We start from the raw sequence: 18,147 nt of genomic DNA, 5'->3' as shown, positions 1-18,147 counted from the left end.
TGCCATTGGCTGAAAAACCGGCGGAGGAACCGCTATAAATCGGTTTACCACCAAACAGGTCTGACCTATGGTAAAGCATGTAAAAGATGCATCGTGGAGCTGCTTTTCCTATGAATGACCGAGAACTGCAACAGATCCTGTTTCGCTCCTTCGATGTGATCCCGCTGCCTATTCTGGTGTCCGAATCCATTGCCCGTCACGATGGCTGCTCACCCGACATGATCCCGCAGCGGCGCCACCGCTTCCTGAATAAAGCCTTTATTGAGCAGCTAGGCTACAACCTTGACGATCTGCCGGACATGGCTTCCTGGTTTCAGGTCGCCTACCCGGACGAAGGGTATCGCCGCACCATCATCGACTCCTGGCACTCCCAAGTGGAACAGAGCTTGTCGCAAGGGCTGGAGGTTGCCGAGATGCCTGCGCTGATCCGCTGCAAGAGCGGTCAGTCGCGCTGGTTTATCGTCACTGCCCAGCTGGGAGCCGATGCCATCCCGGATGGCCATATCGTAACCTTTCGCGATATCCACGACCTGCAGTGCATGGTGGAAGAGGTGAGCCGCCTCTCCTGCACCGATCCGCTCACCGAACTGACCACCCGGCGCGGCGCCCAGCAACAGCTGCAGGCCCTTTGGTTGCAGGGTGAGCCCCTCTCGGTGGTGTTGGGAGATATCGACCATTTCAAACAGGTCAATGACCGCTACGGCCACCCTGCGGGCGATGCCGCGCTCTGCGCTGTCGCCCACGCCATGGCTGGCCAGCTGTTGCCGGGGGAGAGTCTGGCCCGTTGGGGCGGAGAGGAGTTCCTGCTGATCCTGCCTGGCTGCGATATTGAACAGGCGGCACGGCGCGCCGAACAGCTGCGCCAGCATGTCAGTACCACCCGCTTGCCATGGCAGGGGAAGCAGCTATCCCTCACCATCAGTCTGGGGTGTGCCAGCATGAAGGGACAGGAGAGCATCGACTATCTGCTGATGATGGCCGACCGGGCCCTTTATCAGGCCAAGGATCAGGGCCGTAACCGGGTTGTCATCTCGACGGAATAGAGTGATCACCAGAAAGGGAAGCCGACTCGCGGCCATAAAAAAACCGAAGCGCAAGGCTTCGGTTTTTTACTGCGCAACTGGCGTGAGCCAGCCGGGCATTACTTCTTGATACGGATAACCGGGGTCTCGCCCACAGTCACGGCACCAGTCATTTTGATCAGCTCTTTGATCTCGTCCATGTTGGAGATGACAACCGGAGTCAGGGTAGACTTGGCTTTCGCTTCCAGAACGGCCAGATCGAACTCGATGATGGTGTCGCCGCGCTTGACCTGTTGACCTTCCTGAGCGATACGCTTGAAGCCTTCGCCTTTCAGTTCAACGGTGTCGATACCGAAGTGAACGAACAGCTCGATACCAGAGTCGGATTCCAGAGAGAACGCATGGTTGGTCTCGAAAATCTTGCCGATGGTACCATCGCACGGAGCAACCATCTTGTTGCCAGCCGGCTTGATGGCGATACCGTCACCAACGATCTTCTCGGCGAAGACAACGTCAGGCACATCTTCGATCGGCACGATTTCGCCAGACAGCGGAGCAAAGATTTCGATGCCGCCGGTGTCAGAGCTATCGTCGGAAACCAGTTTCTTCAGTTTATCAAACAGACCCATATAAAGCTCCTAGAGATGATTTGTCGCTGTTTGCAGCCGATCTTAGCAGACTGCTTTCTGCTTAATAAAGTTATCTACGCATGCTTCGATTTCAGCGGCGGTGGCAAAGCTCAGTGCTTGATCAGCCATTGCCTTCACATCTTCGAAGTTAGTGTTGCGGATAAGCTTCTTGATACGCGGTACAGAGATGGCGCTCATGGAGAACTCATCCAGACCCATACCCAGCAGCAGCAGGGTAGCGCGCTCGTCACCAGCCAGTTCACCACACATACCGGTCCACTTGCCTTCGGCGTGGGACGCATCGATAACCATCTTGATCAGGGTCAGGACGGAGGGTGACAGCGGGTTGTACATGGCGGAGATCATCTCGTTACCACGATCGACAGCCAGGGTGTACTGGGTCAGGTCGTTGGTACCGATACTGAAGAAATCCACTTCCTTGGCCAGATGATGAGCCATCACGGCAGCGGCCGGGGTCTCGATCATGATACCCACTTCGATGGATTCATCAAAGGCTTTGCCTTCGGCACGCAGTTCGGCTTTCAGCTTCTCTACGGTCGCTTTCAGGCTACGGAACTCTTCGACAGAGATGATCATCGGGAACATGATGCGCAGTTTGCCGAAGGCAGACGCACGCAGAATGGCCCGCAGCTGAGCGTGCATGATGTCTTCGCGGTCGAAGAAAATACGCACGGCACGCCAGCCCAGGAAGGGGTTCATCTCTTTCGGGAAATTCATGTACGGCAGCTCTTTGTCGCCGCCAATGTCCATGGTGCGCACGATGATCGGCTGATCCGGCATCGCTTCGGCCACTTCTTTGTAGGCTTTGAACTGCTCGTCTTCGGTCGGCAGCGCGTCACGGTCCATGAACAGGAACTCGGTACGGTACAGACCCACGCCTTCGGCGCCATTGCGGATGGCACCTTCGGTATCCTTGACGGTACCGATGTTGGCGCACACTTCGACCTGGTGACCATCAAGAGTGATGGCCGGCAGATCTTTCAGCTTGGCCAGCTCATCTTTCTCGGCCTGGAACTGAGCCTGGAACTTCTTGGTTTCGGTCAGCTGTTCAGCGGTCGGATTGATGATGATCTGGTTGTTGATCGCATCCAGCACCAGCATGTCACCGTTCTTGACGCGCTCGGTGATGTCGTTGGTGCCCACGATGGCCGGCAGCTCCAGGGAGCGGGCCATGATGGAGGTGTGGGAGGTACGGCCACCGATGTCGGTGACGAAACCCAGCACATATTTCAGGTTGATTTGAGCGGTTTCAGACGGGGTCAGGTCTTTGGCGACCAGGATCACCTCTTCGTCGATGGTGCTCAGGTTGACAACGGCGATGCCCAGTACGTTCTTGACCAGACGGGTACCGATGTCACGGAAGTCGGTAGCGCGTTCGCGCAGATAAGGGTCATCCAGCTCGGCCATCATCTTGGCGTACTGTTCGATCACCTCATAGATGGCTTTGTCAGCGGAAGCCTTGTTGTCTTTGATGAAGGATCTGATATCCCCTTCCAGCTCCTCATCTTCGAGCAGCATGATGTGGCCTTCGAAGATGGCCTCTTTTTCCTCACCGAAGGTACGACCGGCCATCTCTTTGATGGCTTCCAGCTGGGCAGCTGACTTGGTACGAGCTTCGAGGAAACGGTTGATCTCGGCATCAATCTGATCAGCAGAGATTTTGCCCTGATTGATAACGATTTCATCTTCTTTAAGAAGAAGCGCCTTACCGAATGCGATACCGGGGGACGCAAGAATGCCAGATATCATAATCCTTCCTATTAAAACGACTGTGGGGGAGGAATCTAAAGCTGGATTACTCCAGCTCGTCCATCAGGGCAACCAGCTTCTCAACAGCTTGCTGAGCATCCGGACCATCAGCCTGGATAGTTACGTTGGTACCCTTGGTCAGGCCCAGGGTCTGCAGCTTGAACAGGCTCTTGGCGCTGGCGGACTTGCCACCGGAGACCACAGTGATCTCGCTTTGGAATTCTTTGGCTTCTTTCACGAACTGAGCTGCCGGACGGGTGTGCAGGCCGTTTTCAGCAGTAATAACAACAGACTTCTCGTACATGGTTTCACCCCATATTATTGATATTTTTTGGTGGATTGGTCGTTTTTGAAGCAACCTGACCCACCGTGTCAGTATGGATATGTTGTAAAGTAACGAAAGCAGACCCGCAATGGTTTAATCCAGGTCAAGTTTCTGTGCAGTAATCGGCGCGCTGGTTGGCAATTTTCAGTTATTGGGCTACAAGCCGCATCAGGACTGGCCTGAAATTATTTTATAACGAAAAATAACACTTTGTTACTTTGTGATACCCAGCCAGCAAACACCGCGTGACGCCGCACAGGATATGAGATTTAGAGCGGAATGTCTGCTTTTTTTCTCACTCCGGAACTTGTTATTTTACCCCAAAAAATAAGGATCAAGTGACACTAACAGGGGTTGAGTCTAGCCCATAAAGAAGCGGCGCTCCTGAGAGCGCCGCTGTTTTGAAAGATTCCGATCAGTTACTGCTGCAGTTCCTGCTCGCTGAACACCCCGGCAAACAGGGCGCTGGAGAGGTAACGCTCCGCCGCGCTCGGCAGGATGACCACAATGGTTTTACCCGCAAATTCCGGCAGCTCGGCCAGACGGCTGGCAGCCACCACCGCAGCACCGGAGCTGATACCGGCCAGGATCCCCTCCTCCTCCATCAGGCGGCGTGCCATCTCGATGGCTTCATCGCTGGTCACCTTCTCCACCCGGTCGATGAGGGAGAGGTCCAGGTTGCCCGGGATAAAGCCGGCACCGATCCCCTGGATCTTGTGGGGGCCCGGTTTGATCTCTTCCCCAGCCAGCTTCTGGCTGATGACCGGCGACTCGGCCGGTTCGACCGCGACAGAGACCACCGCCTTGCCCTGGGTCTGCTTCAGGTAGCGGGAGACACCGGTAATGGTGCCGCCGGTGCCGACCCCGGCCACGAACACATCCACCTCACCGTCAGTGGCATCCCAGATCTCGGGGCCGGTGGTCTTTTCGTGGATCTCCGGGTTGGCCGGGTTTTCAAACTGTTGCAGCAACACATACTTGCTCGACTCGGACTCGAGGATCTCGTTGGCCTTGGCAATGGCCCCTTTCATGCCGAGCGGCCCTTCGGTCAGCACCAGATTGGCACCGAGTGCCTTGAGCAACTTGCGGCGCTCCAGGCTCATGGTTGCCGGCATGGTCAGGGTGATGGGATAGCCGCGAGCGGCCGCGACAAAGGCCAAAGCAATACCCGTGTTGCCGCTGGTGGGCTCGATGATCTCCTTCCCCTTGGTCAGGATGCCGCGCTTCTCGGCATCCCAGATCAGGTTGGCACCGATCCGGCACTTGACGCTGAAGCTGGGGTTACGGCTCTCGATCTTGGCCAGCACGCGGCCTTTGGTAACACGGTTGAGACGAACCAGCGGGGTGTGACCGATAGTCTGGCTGTTGTCCTCAAAAATTTTGCTCATGGTGCTATCCCTGTGTTTGTTACGACGATGAAACAAGATTACCCTGTGGTTTCTGAATGAGAAGTGACTATTCGTTATAACCATATGGTATTACAACATATAGAACTTATTCTCTCTGGCACCTGACTCCGGGCGCCAATCGTCAAAGGAACCGACGTTATGGGATTTTCAGGAAGCAGTCAGTATCTCGCCTCCGATGCATTGAAGATGGCGGTCAATGCCGCCATCACCCTCGAAAAACCGCTGCTGATCAAAGGGGAGCCGGGCACCGGCAAGACGGTGCTGGCGGAAGCGGTCGCCGACCATCTCGGCACCGATCTCATTGCCTGGCATATCAAGTCCACCACCAAGGCTCAACAGGGACTCTACGAATATGATGCGGTGGCCCGGCTGCGGGACTCCCAGCTCGGCGACCCCAGAGTGGCCGATATCAGCCACTACATTCGTCAAGGCAAGTTGTGGCAGGCCTTCAGCGCCGAGCAGCGACCTGTGCTGCTGATCGACGAGATCGACAAGGCCGACATCGAATTCCCCAACGATCTGCTGCTGGAGCTGGATCGAATGGAGTTCGACGTCTACGAAACCGGCGAGCGAGTCAAGGCGCGCCAGCGGCCGGTGGTCATCATCACCTCCAACAACGAAAAAGAGCTGCCGGATGCCTTCCTGCGCCGCTGTTTCTTCCACTATATCCGCTTCCCCGACAAGGCCGAGATGCAGGCCATTGTCAAACTCCACTACCCCGACCTCAAGGAGAGCCTGCTTGGCGAGGCAATGGATCTCTTCTTCGAGCTGCGCGAGGTAGAGGGGCTGCGCAAGAAGCCCTCCACCTCGGAACTGCTGGACTGGATCCGCCTGCTCTTGGCCGACGATATCGCCCCCGAGGCGATGCGTGCCCGCGAGCCCGGCAAGCTGGTGCCCGCGCTATATGGCGCCCTGCTCAAGACCGAGCAGGATTTGCATCTCTTCGAGAAGCTCGCCTTTTTGGCCCGACGCGGCAGCTGACCCATGCTGATCGACTTTTTTACCCACCTGCGCCGCCACAAGCTGCCGTGCAGCCTGCGCGAACTGCTGGACTTGCACGCCGCACTGGCGGCCCGGCTGGTCACCATCGATATGGACGAGTTCTACCAACTCTCCCGCTGCCTGCTGGTAAAAGACGAGGCTCACTATGATCGCTTCGATCGCGCCTTCGCCGAATACTACGAGGGACTGGACGCCATCCCCCTGCTGCCGGAGAGCCTGCCCGAGGAGTGGCTGCGCAAGGAGTTCGAGCGACTGCTGAGCCCAGAGGAGAAGGCGCTGCTCAAATCCCTCGGCGGACTCGACAAGCTGCTGGAGACCCTTAACCAGCGGTTAAGCGAGCAGAAAGAGCGCCACGCCGGCGGCAACAAATGGGTGGGGACCGGTGGCAGCAGCCCGTTTGGCCACGGCGGTTTTCACCCCGAGGGCATCCGTATGGGTGGAGAGGGGCAGCACAGCAAGGCGACCAAGGTGTGGGAGGCCCGTCACTATCGCAACTTCAGCGACGACTCGCCGCTCGGCCAGCGCGCCATTCAGCTCGCGCTGCGCAAGCTCAGACGTTGGGTGCGCAAAGGCAATCCCGACGAGCTGGATCTCGACGACACCATAAAAAGTTCTGCCCGCCAGGGCTGGCTCGATGTGAAGCTGCGGCCCGAGCGCCACAACGGGGTCAAGCTATTGGTTTTCTTCGATGTGGGAGGCTCCATGGATGCCCACGTGGCCGAGGTGCAGCGCCTCTTCTCCGCGTTGCGCCACGAGTTCAAGCATCTGGAGTACTTCTATTTTCACAACTGCCTCTACGACTTCGTCTGGAAGGATAACGCCCGCCGCTTTGAGGAGCGGTTCGATACCCTGCGGCTGCTGCGCACCTATGGCAGCGACTACCGGGTGATCCTGGTGGGGGATGCCACCATGGGCCCCTACGAGATCACCTGGCCGGGCGGCAGTGTCGAGCAGTGGAACGAGGAGTCGGGTCAGGTGTGGCTTACCCGCTTGCAGCAACACTTTCCCAAACTGGTGTGGATCAACCCCACCCCGCGGCGGGAGTGGCTCTGGCACCCTTCTATCAAGCTGATGAATGACGTGGTTGGCGGGCGGATGCATCCGCTGACCCTGGCGGGTCTCGCTGCGGCGATCGACCAGCTGTAACCCTCTCTACCCTATAAACCGACAAGCCGGGAACGCACCCGGCGAGGAGCAAAGATGACCTCTATCGTGATCAGTGGCTCAGGCCTCTATACCCCACCCTTTGCCGTCAGCAATGAAGAGCTGGTGGCCGCCTTCAACCAGTATGTGGATCTCTACAACGAGGAGAACGCCTCCGCCATCGACGCCGGCCAGCTCCCCGCCAAGCAGCACTCCAGCTGCGAGTTCATAGAGAAGGCATCCGGCATCAAGAGCCGTTATCTGGTGAGCCGCGAGGGAGTGCTCAACCCCGACATCATGCAGCCGCTACTGGCTGAGCGGCCCGATGAGATGCCCTCCATCATGGTGGAGATGGCGGTGGCCGCCGCCGAACAGGCGCTGATCGCCGCCGGCCGCGAGCCGGGGGAGATCGATCTGGTCATCGTCGCCGCCTCCAACATGCCGCGCCCCTATCCGGCGCTGGCCATCGAGCTGCAGCACTATCTGGGGGCGAGCGGCATGGCCTTTGACATGAACGTGGCCTGCTCGTCTGCCACCTTCGGTATCAAAACAGCCGCCGACATGCTGGCGGCTGGCAGCGCCAAACTGGCGCTGGTGGTCAACCCGGAGATCTGCTCGGGGCACCTCAATTTTCGCGATCGTGATAGCCACTTTATCTTCGGTGATGCCTGCACCGCGGTGCTGCTGGAGCGGGAGACCGATTGCAAGGCGGCCAATCCGTGGCAACTGGTGGCCAGCAAGCTGGTGACCCAGTACTCCAACAACATCCGCAACAACTTCGGCTTTCTGAACCGGCTGAGCCCGCGCACCCGCTACGGCGACGACAAGCTGTTTCGCCAGCAGGGGCGCAAGGTGTTCAAGGAGGTGTTGCCGCTGGTGTGCGACCAGATAGCCAACCAGCTCGATGAGCAGGGCTGGCCTGCCGAGAGCCTGAACCGGCTCTGGCTCCATCAGGCCAACCTCACCATGAACCAGTTCATCGGTCGCAAGCTGCTCGGTCACGATGCAAGCCAGCAGGAGGCGCCGGTCATTCTTGATAGCTATGGTAATACCAGCTCGGCGGGTTCCATCATCGCGTTTCATCTGTACAATCGCGACCTTCCTGCGGGGGCTCGCGGCGTACTGTGCTCCTTTGGCGCTGGCTACTCCATCGGTAGCCTGCTGCTGCGGCGCCTGTAATGGCGGGCCTCCCGCCGACATAACAATAACCAGCAACATGGGTGGGAATATGCAGAGGATCACGGGGCGCTGCGCCCTGCACTACGGGGTAACCCTGTCACTATTTTGTCTCTATGGCTGGCAGGTTTGCCCGTTTCTCGAGAGTCTCACCCTGCCCCAGTTGCTGGGGCCGACCCTGGTGACGTTCGCCATCATGTTCGCCGTTCGCAATTGGCTGCTCTCAAGGCGGCCCCTGCCGCGCAACGGGCTGGACGGGTTTGGACTGGAGGTGGGTTTCTACCTGCTGGGAGCGCTGCTGCTCTCGGGCTACAACGCCCTGGCCCACGACTTTCCGCTGGAGAGTCACCTCAAGGTGCTGCTGGGGATGACCACCCTCGGCTTTCTGGTGGCGGCCGATCTGACTCTGGAGCGAGACTTGCATCGGGCCAGAGCACGGCAAGCCGAGCAGAGCCTGACACTGAGCCACCCGCTGGCCATGCCGATGCCACGCAAGTTCACCCTCTTTACCCTGGCGACCCTCACCCTGCTGGGGGGCGTCTTCTTCTTGCTGTTCAACAAGGATCTGGAGTGGCTGGTGACGGTGGAGCGCAGCCTGCCGAGGGTCGATGCCCAGCACTATATCCTGTGGGAGATCGCCTTCGTGATGACGGTGACCTTCTGCTATCTCGCCCTCATCATTCACGGTTATGGTCGCAATCTCGGCCTATCCCTGCGCCAGCAGACCCGCACCATGGCCAGAGTACAGTGTGGTGACTTCGACGCCCGGGTGCCGGTCACCCGGGATGACGAATTCGGCCTGATTGCAGCCAGCACCAATCAGATGATCGGCGAGCTGAAATCTCGCAGCGACGAGCTCAACCTGACCCGCGACGTGGCCATACTCGGCCTCGCCTCGCTGGCGGAGACCCGGGACAACGAGACTGGCGCCCATATCATTCGCACCCAGCACTACGTCAAGGCGCTGGCGCAATACCTCAGTCGCAGCGATTGGGATCGCTATCCGCTCGATGATGCCACCATCGATCTGCTGTTCAAGTCGGCCCCTCTGCACGATGTGGGCAAGGTGGGCATTCCCGATGCCATCCTGCTCAAACCGGGCAAGCTGACCGACGAGGAGTTCGCCATCATGAAGCGCCACCCGCAGATCGGCGCCGATGCGCTGGCGAGTGCCGAGGCGCTGGCGAGTGCCGAGGCGCAGCTGGGCTCCAACTCCTTCTTGCGGCTGGCCCGGGAGATCTCCCTCACCCACCACGAAAAGTGGGATGGCAGCGGCTATCCGGCTGGGCTGGCGGGTGAGGACATTCCCCTCTCCGGGCGTTTGATGGCGGTAGCGGATGTCTACGATGCCCTCATCTCGAAACGGGTCTACAAACCTGCTTTCAGCCATGAGGAAGCGAAGGAGATCATCGTGAAGGGGAGCGGCAGCCATTTTGATCCCGGCATCGTCGCGGCGTTTCTCGCCTGTGAGGCGCAGTTCAGGGAGATTGCCGCGCAGTTTCAGGATCACCACTGAGCAAGTACATTCCGACCAGCTTGCCCTGATGGCTGACAGAGCAACAGGCGTCATAAATTGTACACAAACAGGTCTGGCGATCGCCGATTCAGCGCCATGCTGACGGCCTTTGCCACGCCGCGCCCATATTGATATTTCCCTTTATTTACAGATGTTTTTTGTCATTTTGTGATCCGGGTTCGTACCGATGACGCAACCGGGATCACAAGATGGCAGGAAAAGGCTGCAATTTGCCCTCCTGCGCCAATGATGGCTTCCAATGAAAGCGAGGTTTGCTATCATCCGGAGACATTTTTCATCTGTCGCCGGCTACAAAAGAATACCCTCATGTACACACAGTTCTTCGGCCTCTCGGAACACCCGTTTTCCATCTCGCCCAATCCCAAGTACCTCTATATGAGCGAGCGCCACGGCGAAGCCCTTGCTCATCTCAACTATGGATTGCAGGATGGCGGCGGCTTTGTGCTGCTGACCGGCGAAGTGGGGACCGGCAAAACCACAGTCTCCCGCTGCCTGCTGCAACAGCTCCCCGCCGAAACCGAGATCGCTTATATCCTCAACCCCTCCCTGACCGAACGGGATTTGCTGGCCGCCATCTGCGACGAGTTTCAACTTCCCTATCCCGAGGATGCCGGGATCAAGCGGCTGTTCGACCTTATTCGCGATCACCTGCTGGCCAACCTGGCGGCAGGCAAGCGCAGCGTGGTACTGGTGGATGAGGCGCAGCACCTGCTGCCCGGCGTACTGGAGCAGCTGCGTCTGCTCACCAACCTCGAAACCGACGAACGAAAACTGCTGCAGGTGGTGCTGATCGGTCAGCCCGAGCTGCAACAGATGCTGCGCCAACCCCTGCTGCGTCAGCTGGCCCAGCGCATTACCGCCCGCTATCACCTGCTGCCGCTCTCTCACAGCGATGTGGATGCCTACGTCCGCTTCCGGCTGCAAGTTGCAGGCTGCGTACAACCCATCTTTACCCCGCGCGCCATCAAGACGCTCCATCGCCTGAGTGGTGGCATCCCCCGTTTCATCAACCTCATCTGTGACCGCGCCCTGATCGCCGCTTTCGCCCGTGGCAGCTACAAGATTGTCCACAGCGATATCAGCCAGGCGGCCTTCGAGGTCAATGGCGTTCGGGACGAAGGGAGCTGGGCCTCCGGTCTGATGGTGACGCTGGCGGGCGCCCTGCTGGTGGCCGCAGGCTGGTGGGGCTGGCAATTTTTCGGCGTGTTCCCCACCCGTCCGGTAGTCAAGGTCGAGGTGCCGGTCACCATCGACGAGACCGCCGAGCAGCAGGAGCAGCTGACCGAGGCGATCAATCAGGCCATCGACCCCGACAGCGCCATGCAGAATCTCTATCGGGTCTGGGGTTATGAACCGGAACCGTTCGAGGCAACCTGTGACAATGCGCCCCGTGCCGGTCTGCGCTGTCAGGAGGGAGAGGCAAGCCTCGACGAGCTGCGCGCCCTGCAGTATCCCGCCATGATCACGCTCACTGACCAGACTGGCGGCCTCTACTATGCGACCCTGGTCAATCTGGGGCCGAACAAGGCCAGCCTGATGATCGGCGACCAGAGCTGGCAGGTGGATCGCCAGTGGCTCAGCGACAACTGGGGCGGCAGCTACACCCTGCTTTGGCGCATGCCGAAAGGGGGGGTGAGCCTGATTGCCAGCAATGCCGGTCAGACCCAGATCCAGTGGCTCGACAACGCCCTCAGCCGCGCGCTGCAACAACCCGAGCGCAAGGTGCGCCGTTTCGATGGCGAGCTCAAGAACAAGCTGCAGCAGTTCCAGCGGGATCAGGGGCTCACCCCTGATGGCATCGCGGGCAGCAACACCCTGCTGCGTCTCAACGCCCTCTCCGGTGAACCCATGCCCAGACTGGAGGAGGCCTCCTGATGTCTACCCTGCTCAAGGCGCTGCGCCGTGCGCAGCAACCGCAACTCTCCGCCCATATTCCGGCCATGGGCTTGCCCATGCCCCGGGAAGAGGAGCGCAGCCCACGCCGCATCGGCTGGCTGCTGGCTCCCCTTGCCCTGTTGCTGGGGGCGGGCGCCAACTATGGCTGGCATCTGATCCACCTGCGCCCCATCGAGGAGAAGGTAGAGGTGAAAGAGGTGATCACTCCGCCCTTCGTGCGGGTCGAACCCAAGGCGATGGTGACTCGTCCGCTGCCCCCGCCCCTGCCGGAGCCGGTGGTACAACCCAGAGCAGTGGCCAAAAACGAGGGGACCAGTCAGGGGAATCCCCCCGCGCTGAGTCTGGCCGAGCAGCTGATGAAAGCCCTCAATGAAACGCCATTGCAGGAGACGCCACACGCCGCCAGCCAGAACGTGCAACCAGCCCAGTTGATGGCGCTGGGCTCGGCGCCCCAATCGGTGCGCCAGCAGGTGCCGCAATTGAGCTATGGCTCTCATGTGTTCTCCTCCAACCCCGCCAAGCGCGCCGTGGTGCTCAATGGCCGTGAATACCGGGAGGGAAGCGAAATCGCCCCGGGAGTCGTGCTCGCTACCATCGACCAGCAATACATAGTGCTGCAGGTCGCCGGACAGAGCGTGACCCTCAAGGCGCTGCAGGATTGGCGAGGATGAGTACGCACCGTACCCTAATGTTCGCTGGCAAGCAGGATGCACCTTACCTGAGTGCCACTTTTGTGAGCATTCAAAGGTTTACGGTGTGATGAAATATCCATTTTTACGGTTTGGCGCGCCCCGACCCGTTGTGTCACAGCCACTGGCCGTACACAATACGCAGCCGCCCCCGAGCCTGGAATTTGTTGATTAATATGACGCTACGATTCAGGGATGACATCTTGACCATGCTGCTGGCCCAGTGCCGGCGGCTTCCCATGACCAGAGTCACCCAGGTGGCCTTTCTGGCGCTGCTGATCATGCTGGCCCAGCAGAGCGCCGCCCTCACCTGGCGTCTGCTCACCCTGGCAAGCCCGCAAACCAGTCAACCGTGGCAACCCTCCGCCGTGGCGGTCAACGGCCAGAGCAACCCGCGCCTTGAACTGGGCGAGGTAAGCCGACTGGCACTGTTTGGCAAGGCGATCCCCAAGGCGCAAGCCAAAGCCGCCGTGGCCGCCAATGCGCCGCGTACCCAGCTCAATGCCCAGCTCAACGGAGTGTTGGCAAGCTCGGATCCCGCCAAATCCATCGCCATCATCGCCATGTCCGGCATCCAGAACTCCTACGGGGTCGGTGACATGATTGACGGCACCCAGGCGCGGATCCGGCAGGTCTATCCGGATCGGGTGATCATCGAGCGGGATGGCCGCGACGAGACCCTGATGCTGGATGGCGAGGAGTATGGCAAGCCGCTGCCGCAGACCAACGCCGCCCCCCTTGGCTCCCTGCGCAGCGAGCTGATGGCCGATCCGGGCAAGATCACCGATTACCTCAATATTTCACCGGTTCAGGTGGATGGCCGCATGACCGGCTATCGCCTCAACCCGGGCAGCAATCCTGAGTTTTTCAACCAGAGCGGGCTGCAGGCCAATGACCTGGCCATCAGCATCAACGGGCTGGATTTACGGGACAACATGCAAGCCATGCAGGCGATGCAGCAGATGGCTGGCGCAACGGAAATGACAGTGACCGTCGAGCGACAGGGCGAACAGTTCGACATCTATGTGCGCTTGTCAGAATAATGATTTGGAGTCGTACCAATAATGACCACTAAAGGGAAAAGCTGGCGTCTGGCCACTATCGCAGCGGCACTGATGATGGCGGGCTCAGCCTGGGCCACTGAATACTCTGCCAGTTTCAAGAACGCCGACATTGAAGAGTTCATCAATACGGTGGGCAAGAACCTCAATAAAACCATCATCATAGAGCCCTCGGTGCGCGGCAAGATCAACGTGCGCAGCTACGACCTGCTCAATGAGGAGCAGTACTACCAGTTCTTCCTGAGCGTGCTCGACGTCTACGGCTTTGCCGTGGTGCCGATGGACAACGGGGTGCTCAAGGTGCTGCGCTCGCGGGATGCCAAGACCTCCGCCATTCCGGTGGTGGATGGCAGCAACCCGGGCATGGGCGACGAGATGGTGACTAGAGTCGTGCCGGTGCGCAACGTCTCGGTCCGTGAACTGGCGCCACTGCTGCGCCAGCTCAACGACAACGCCGGTGGTGGCAACGTGGTGCACTACGAGCCCTCCAACGTGCTGCTGATCACCGGCCGCGCCGCCGTGGTCAACCGGCTGGTGGAGGTGGTGAACCGGGTCGACCGCGCAGGCGATCAGGATGTGGACATCATCAAGCTCAAGTTCGCCTCGGCGGGGGAAATGGTGCGGCTGGTGACCAACCTCAACAAGGATGGCAACCCCCAGGGCGGCACCGCCTCCCTGCTGCTCTCCCCCAAGGTGGTGGCCGACGAGCGCACCAACTCGGTGGTAGTGAGTGGTGAGCCGAAAGCGCGCGCCCGCATCATCCAGATGGTGCGCCAGCTCGACCGCGACCTGCAGAGCCAGGGCAACACCCGGGTCTTCTACCTCAAATATGGCAAGGCCAAAGACATGGTCGAGGTGCTCAAGGGGGTCAGCTCCAGCATCGAGGCCGACAAGAAGGGCGGCGGCGCAACCACAGGTGGCGCCAGCATCGGCGGTGGCAAGCTGGCCATCTCAGCCGACGAGACCACCAATGCGCTGGTCATCACCGCCCAGCCGGACGTGATGTCCGAACTGGAGCAGGTGGTGGCCAAGCTCGATATCCGCCGCGCCCAGGTGCTGGTGGAGGCGATCATCGTTGAGATGCAGGATGGCGACGGCCTCAGCCTTGGCGTCCAGTGGGGCAATGCCAACGGCGGTGGCACCCAGTTCACCAACTCAGGTCTGCCCCTCGGCAGCGCCATTGCGGCGGGCAAGGATTACCAGAATGGCAAGACCGACACCGCTGCCGGTCTGCTGAAAGAGTTCAACGGCATGGCCGCCGGTTTCTATCACGGCGACTGGGCCATGCTGGCCACGGCGCTGGCCTCCAATACCAAGAACGATATTCTCTCCACCCCGAGTATCGTCACCATGGACAACAAGGAGGCCTCTTTCAACGTCGGTCAGGAGGTCCCGGTCCAGAGCGGTTCGCAAAGCTCCACCACCAGCGATCAGGTGTTCAACACCATCGAGCGCAAGACGGTGGGCACCAAGCTGGTGGTGACCCCGCAGATCAACGAAGGGGATTCGGTGCTGCTCAATATCGAGCAGGAGGTCTCCAGCGTCGCCCAGACCCAGGCGACCGGTACTGCCAACCTCGGCCCCACTTTCGATACCCGTACCGTCAAGAACGCGGTGCTGGTCAAAAGCGGCGAAACCGTGGTGCTGGGCGGTTTGATGGACGAACAGACCAAGGAGCAGGTCTCCAAGGTGCCCTTGCTGGGCGATATCCCGGTGCTGGGCTATCTGTTCCGCTCCACCTCCAACACCACCTCCAAGCGCAACCTGATGGTCTTTATCCGGCCAACCATCTTGCGTGATGCGGACGTCTATACCGGTGTCTCCAGCAACAAGTACTCCCTGTTCCGCGCCGAGCAGCTCAATGCCGCCTCGCAGGAGGGGTATCTCACCTCCCCCGCCCGTCAGGTATTGCCTGCCTATGGCCAGGATGTGATGGTGTCGCCCGAGCTGCAAAAAGAGATCCAGAAGCAGATCAACGAGATGCGGAGCAGACAGCAAAGCACTGTCGAGACCACCACCCCGTTTGTGCAGAGTAAGCCCTGATGAGTGCCTACCATCTGGATGGAAGCGTCGGGCCTGCGCCACTGCCCGAGCTCCCCTTTGTCTTTGCCCGCAATTTCGGGGTGATCCTGATTGAGCGGGACGGTGCCCCCGTGCTGCAGTGCCGCCCTGGCGTCACCCCGCAGGCCCTGCTGGAAGTGCGGCGGGTCGCGGGTTGCAGCTTCGCGGTGGAGCAACTCGACAACGAGGCCTTCGAAGAGCTGCTGATGGCTCACTATCAGCGCGACTCCTCCGAGGCACGCCAGCTGATGGAAGATCTCGGCAACGAGATGGACTTCTTTGCCCTGGCCGAAGAGCTGCCCCAGAGCGAAGACCTGCTGGATGCCGATGACGATGCCCCCATCATTCGTCTCATCAACGCCATGTTGAGCGAGGCGATCAAGGAGGAGGCCTCCGATATCCATATCGAGACCTTCGAGCGGGCGCTGGTGATCCGTTTTCGTATCGACGGGGTGCTGCGGGAGATCCTGCGTCCCCATCGCAAACTGGCCTCGCTCCTGGTGTCGCGGATCAAGGTGATGTCACGGATGGACATCGCCGAGAAGCGGGTACCGCAGGATGGCCGTATCTCGTTGCGTATCGGCGGTCGCGCCGTCGACGTGCGGGTCTCCACCATGCCGTCCAGCTACGGCGAGCGGGTGGTACTGCGTCTGCTCGACAAGAACAACGTGCGCCTCGAGCTCAAGCAGTTGGGGATGACCGCGGCCAACCGCACCATCATCAGCGAGCTTATTCGCAAGCCCCACGGCATTATTCTGGTCACCGGCCCGACCGGTTCCGGTAAATCCACCACCCTCTATGCGGCACTGTCAGAAATCAACTCGCGGGATCGCAACATCCTGACGGTGGAAGACCCTATCGAATACGACCTCGAAGGGGTGGGCCAGACCCAGGTCAACACCAAGGTGGACATGACCTTCGCCCGCGGCCTGCGCGCCATCTTGCGTCAGGATCCGGATGTGGTGATGGTGGGGGAAATTCGAGATCTGGAAACCGCCCAGATTGCGGTGCAGGCGTCGCTGACCGGTCACCTGGTGATGTCGACCCTGCACACCAACACCGCCATCGGCGCCATCACCCGGATGCGCGACATGGGGATCGAACCCTTCCTGCTCTCATCGTCCCTGCTGGCGGTGCTGGCCCAGCGGCTGGTGCGCACCCTCTGCCCCGATTGCCGTGCCCCGCGCCCCATCACCGAGCAGGAGCGGCTTGCCATGGGCATCGAGCTGGCCCCCGATCAGCAGGTGTGGCGTCCGGTCGGGTGCGAGCTGTGCAACCACACCGGCTACCGTGGCCGGACCGGCATCCACGAGCTGGTGGTGATCGATGAAGCGGTGCGTGAAGCCATTCACAGTGCCAGCGGTGAGCTCGCCATCGAGCGGCTGATCCGCGGCCACACCCCAAGCATCCGCCGTGACGGCATCGACAAGGTTCTCAAGGGGCAGACCAGCCTCGAAGAGGTGCTGCGCGTGACCCGGGAAGATTGAGATGGCGGCATTCGAATACAAGGCCCTCGACAACAAGGGGCGCAGCAAGAGCGGCGTGATGGAGGGCGACTCGGCCCGTCAGGTACGCCAGCTGCTGCGCGAACAGGGGCTCACCCCCCTCGAGGTGAACGAGACCACCGAGAAGGCGAAACGGGAAGCGACCCGCTTCGCCCTGTTTCGGCGCGGTGCCAGCACAGCCGAGCTGGCCCTCATCACTCGCCAGCTGGCGACCCTGGTCGGTGCCGGTCTCACCATCGAAGAGGCGCTCAAGGCGGTGGCCGAGCAGTGCGAAAAGGCCCACTTGCGCTCTCTGGTGGCGACCGTGCGCAGCAAGGTGGTGGAAGGCTATTCGCTGGCCGACTCGCTGGGGGCTTTTCCCCATGTATTCGACCAGCTGTTTCGCTCCATGGTGGCGGCCGGTGAAAAATCGGGTCATCTGGAGAAGGTGCTCAACCGCCTCGCCGACTACACCGAGCAGCGCCAGCATATGCGCACCAAGCTGCTGCAGGCGATGATCTACCCCATCGTGCTCACCTGCGTCGCCATCGGGGTTATCTCGATCCTGCTCACCGCCGTGGTGCCCAAGGTAGTGGCCCAGTTTGAACACATGGGTCAACAGTTGCCGGGCACCACCCGCTTTCTCATCGGCACCAGCGAGCTGATGCAGGCCTACGGCCTCTGGTTCCTGCTGCTGATCTTCCTTGGCAGCTTTGTCTGGCGCTGGTGGCTCACCGATGAAAAGCGTCGCCGACGCTGGCATCAGGTACTGCTCGGTCTGCCGGTGATTGGCCGGGTCAGTCGCGGTCTCAACACCGCCCGCTTCGCCCGTACTTTAAGCATCCTCAACGCCAGCGCGGTGCCGCTGCTGGAGGGGATGAAGATCTCCGGCGAAGTGCTCTCCAACGACTTTGCCAGAATGCGCATTCTCGAGGCCGCCGAA

At 60.2% G+C, this 18,147-nt stretch carries 15 protein-coding genes; 11 read left to right on the top strand and 4 right to left on the bottom strand.

The features are described from left to right. Nucleotides 1-110: 110 nt before the first annotated feature. A complete protein-coding gene (locus AACS18_RS20730; protein WP_108613193.1) occupies nt 111-1,043 on the top strand; it encodes a GGDEF domain-containing protein in 933 nt (310 codons plus the stop codon). A 98-nt stretch (nt 1,044-1,141) separates the two neighbouring features. On the opposite strand, the gene crr is transcribed toward AACS18_RS20730, so the two are convergent. From crr to cysK, 4 genes are all read right to left on the bottom strand, one after another. Then, nucleotides 1,142-1,651: a PTS glucose transporter subunit IIA gene (gene crr, locus AACS18_RS20725; protein WP_005338264.1), complete on the bottom strand. Its 510-nt coding sequence runs from the start codon at nt 1,649-1,651 to the stop codon at nt 1,142-1,144. Nucleotides 1,652-1,693: 42 nt separating this feature from the next. Next, nucleotides 1,694-3,421: a phosphoenolpyruvate-protein phosphotransferase PtsI gene (ptsI, locus tag AACS18_RS20720; RefSeq protein ID WP_108613192.1), complete on the bottom strand. Its 1,728-nt coding sequence runs from the start codon at nt 3,419-3,421 to the stop codon at nt 1,694-1,696. A 46-nt stretch (nt 3,422-3,467) separates the two neighbouring features. Then, nucleotides 3,468-3,725 carry an HPr family phosphocarrier protein gene (locus tag AACS18_RS20715; protein WP_005338266.1) on the bottom strand — a complete coding sequence of 86 codons (258 nt, stop codon included), beginning with the start codon at nt 3,723-3,725 and terminating at the stop codon, nt 3,468-3,470. A 440-nt stretch (nt 3,726-4,165) separates the two neighbouring features. Continuing rightward, nucleotides 4,166-5,134, bottom strand: a complete 969-nt coding sequence (cysK, locus tag AACS18_RS20710) for a cysteine synthase A (protein WP_108613191.1) — start codon at nt 5,132-5,134, stop codon at nt 4,166-4,168. A 159-nt stretch (nt 5,135-5,293) separates the two neighbouring features. On the opposite strand from cysK, the gene AACS18_RS20705 reads away from it, so the two are divergent. The 10 genes from AACS18_RS20705 to exeF all read left to right on the top strand — a co-directional run. Next, nucleotides 5,294-6,136 carry an AAA family ATPase gene (locus AACS18_RS20705; RefSeq protein WP_005347493.1) on the top strand — a complete coding sequence of 281 codons (843 nt, stop codon included), beginning with the start codon at nt 5,294-5,296 and terminating at the stop codon, nt 6,134-6,136. A gap of 3 nt (nt 6,137-6,139) precedes the next feature. Beyond that, complete coding sequence (locus AACS18_RS20700) at nt 6,140-7,303, top strand: vWA domain-containing protein (protein WP_108613190.1); 1,164 nt, start codon at nt 6,140-6,142, stop codon at nt 7,301-7,303. A 54-nt stretch (nt 7,304-7,357) separates the two neighbouring features. Further along, nucleotides 7,358-8,479: a beta-ketoacyl-ACP synthase III gene (locus AACS18_RS20695; RefSeq protein WP_108613189.1), complete on the top strand. Its 1,122-nt coding sequence runs from the start codon at nt 7,358-7,360 to the stop codon at nt 8,477-8,479. Between the two features lie 49 nt (nt 8,480-8,528). After that, nucleotides 8,529-9,992 (top strand): HD domain-containing phosphohydrolase, encoded by a 1,464-nt coding sequence (locus AACS18_RS20690; RefSeq protein WP_108613188.1) that lies wholly within the window; start codon nt 8,529-8,531, stop codon nt 9,990-9,992. Nucleotides 9,993-10,319: 327 nt separating this feature from the next. Continuing rightward, nucleotides 10,320-11,888, top strand: coding sequence for an ExeA family protein (locus AACS18_RS20685; RefSeq protein WP_040065846.1), 1,569 nt, complete (start codon nt 10,320-10,322; stop codon nt 11,886-11,888). Then, a complete protein-coding gene (exeB, locus tag AACS18_RS20680) occupies nt 11,888-12,580 on the top strand; it encodes a GspB family T2SS assembly factor variant ExeB (protein ID WP_108613187.1) in 693 nt (230 codons plus the stop codon). Before AACS18_RS20685 ends, exeB begins: the two co-directional genes overlap by 1 nt. Before the next feature lie 227 nt (nt 12,581-12,807). Further along, nucleotides 12,808-13,641, top strand: a complete 834-nt coding sequence (exeC, locus tag AACS18_RS20675; RefSeq protein WP_005359021.1) for a GspC family type II secretion system variant ExeC — start codon at nt 12,808-12,810, stop codon at nt 13,639-13,641. Between the two features lie 21 nt (nt 13,642-13,662). Then, entirely contained in the window at nt 13,663-15,702 is a 2,040-nt protein-coding gene (gene exeD, locus AACS18_RS20670) for a GspD family T2SS secretin variant ExeD (RefSeq protein WP_021229084.1), read from the top strand. Beyond that, nucleotides 15,702-17,207: a GspE family T2SS ATPase variant ExeE gene (gene exeE, locus AACS18_RS20665; RefSeq protein ID WP_005338295.1), complete on the top strand. Its 1,506-nt coding sequence runs from the start codon at nt 15,702-15,704 to the stop codon at nt 17,205-17,207. The genes exeD and exeE overlap by 1 nt, the downstream gene beginning before the upstream one ends. A gap of 1 nt (nt 17,208) precedes the next feature. After that, a partial coding sequence (exeF, locus tag AACS18_RS20660; protein ID WP_108613186.1) for a GspF family T2SS innner membrane protein variant ExeF occupies nt 17,209-18,147 on the top strand: 939 nt, incomplete at its 3' end.

Origin of the sequence: Aeromonas sp. HMWF015, assembly GCF_963878965.1 — a bacterium.
In the GTDB taxonomy this organism is placed as follows: domain Bacteria; phylum Pseudomonadota; class Gammaproteobacteria; order Enterobacterales; family Aeromonadaceae; genus Aeromonas; species Aeromonas veronii.
This window is presented reverse-complemented; position numbering and strand designations above follow the sequence as displayed.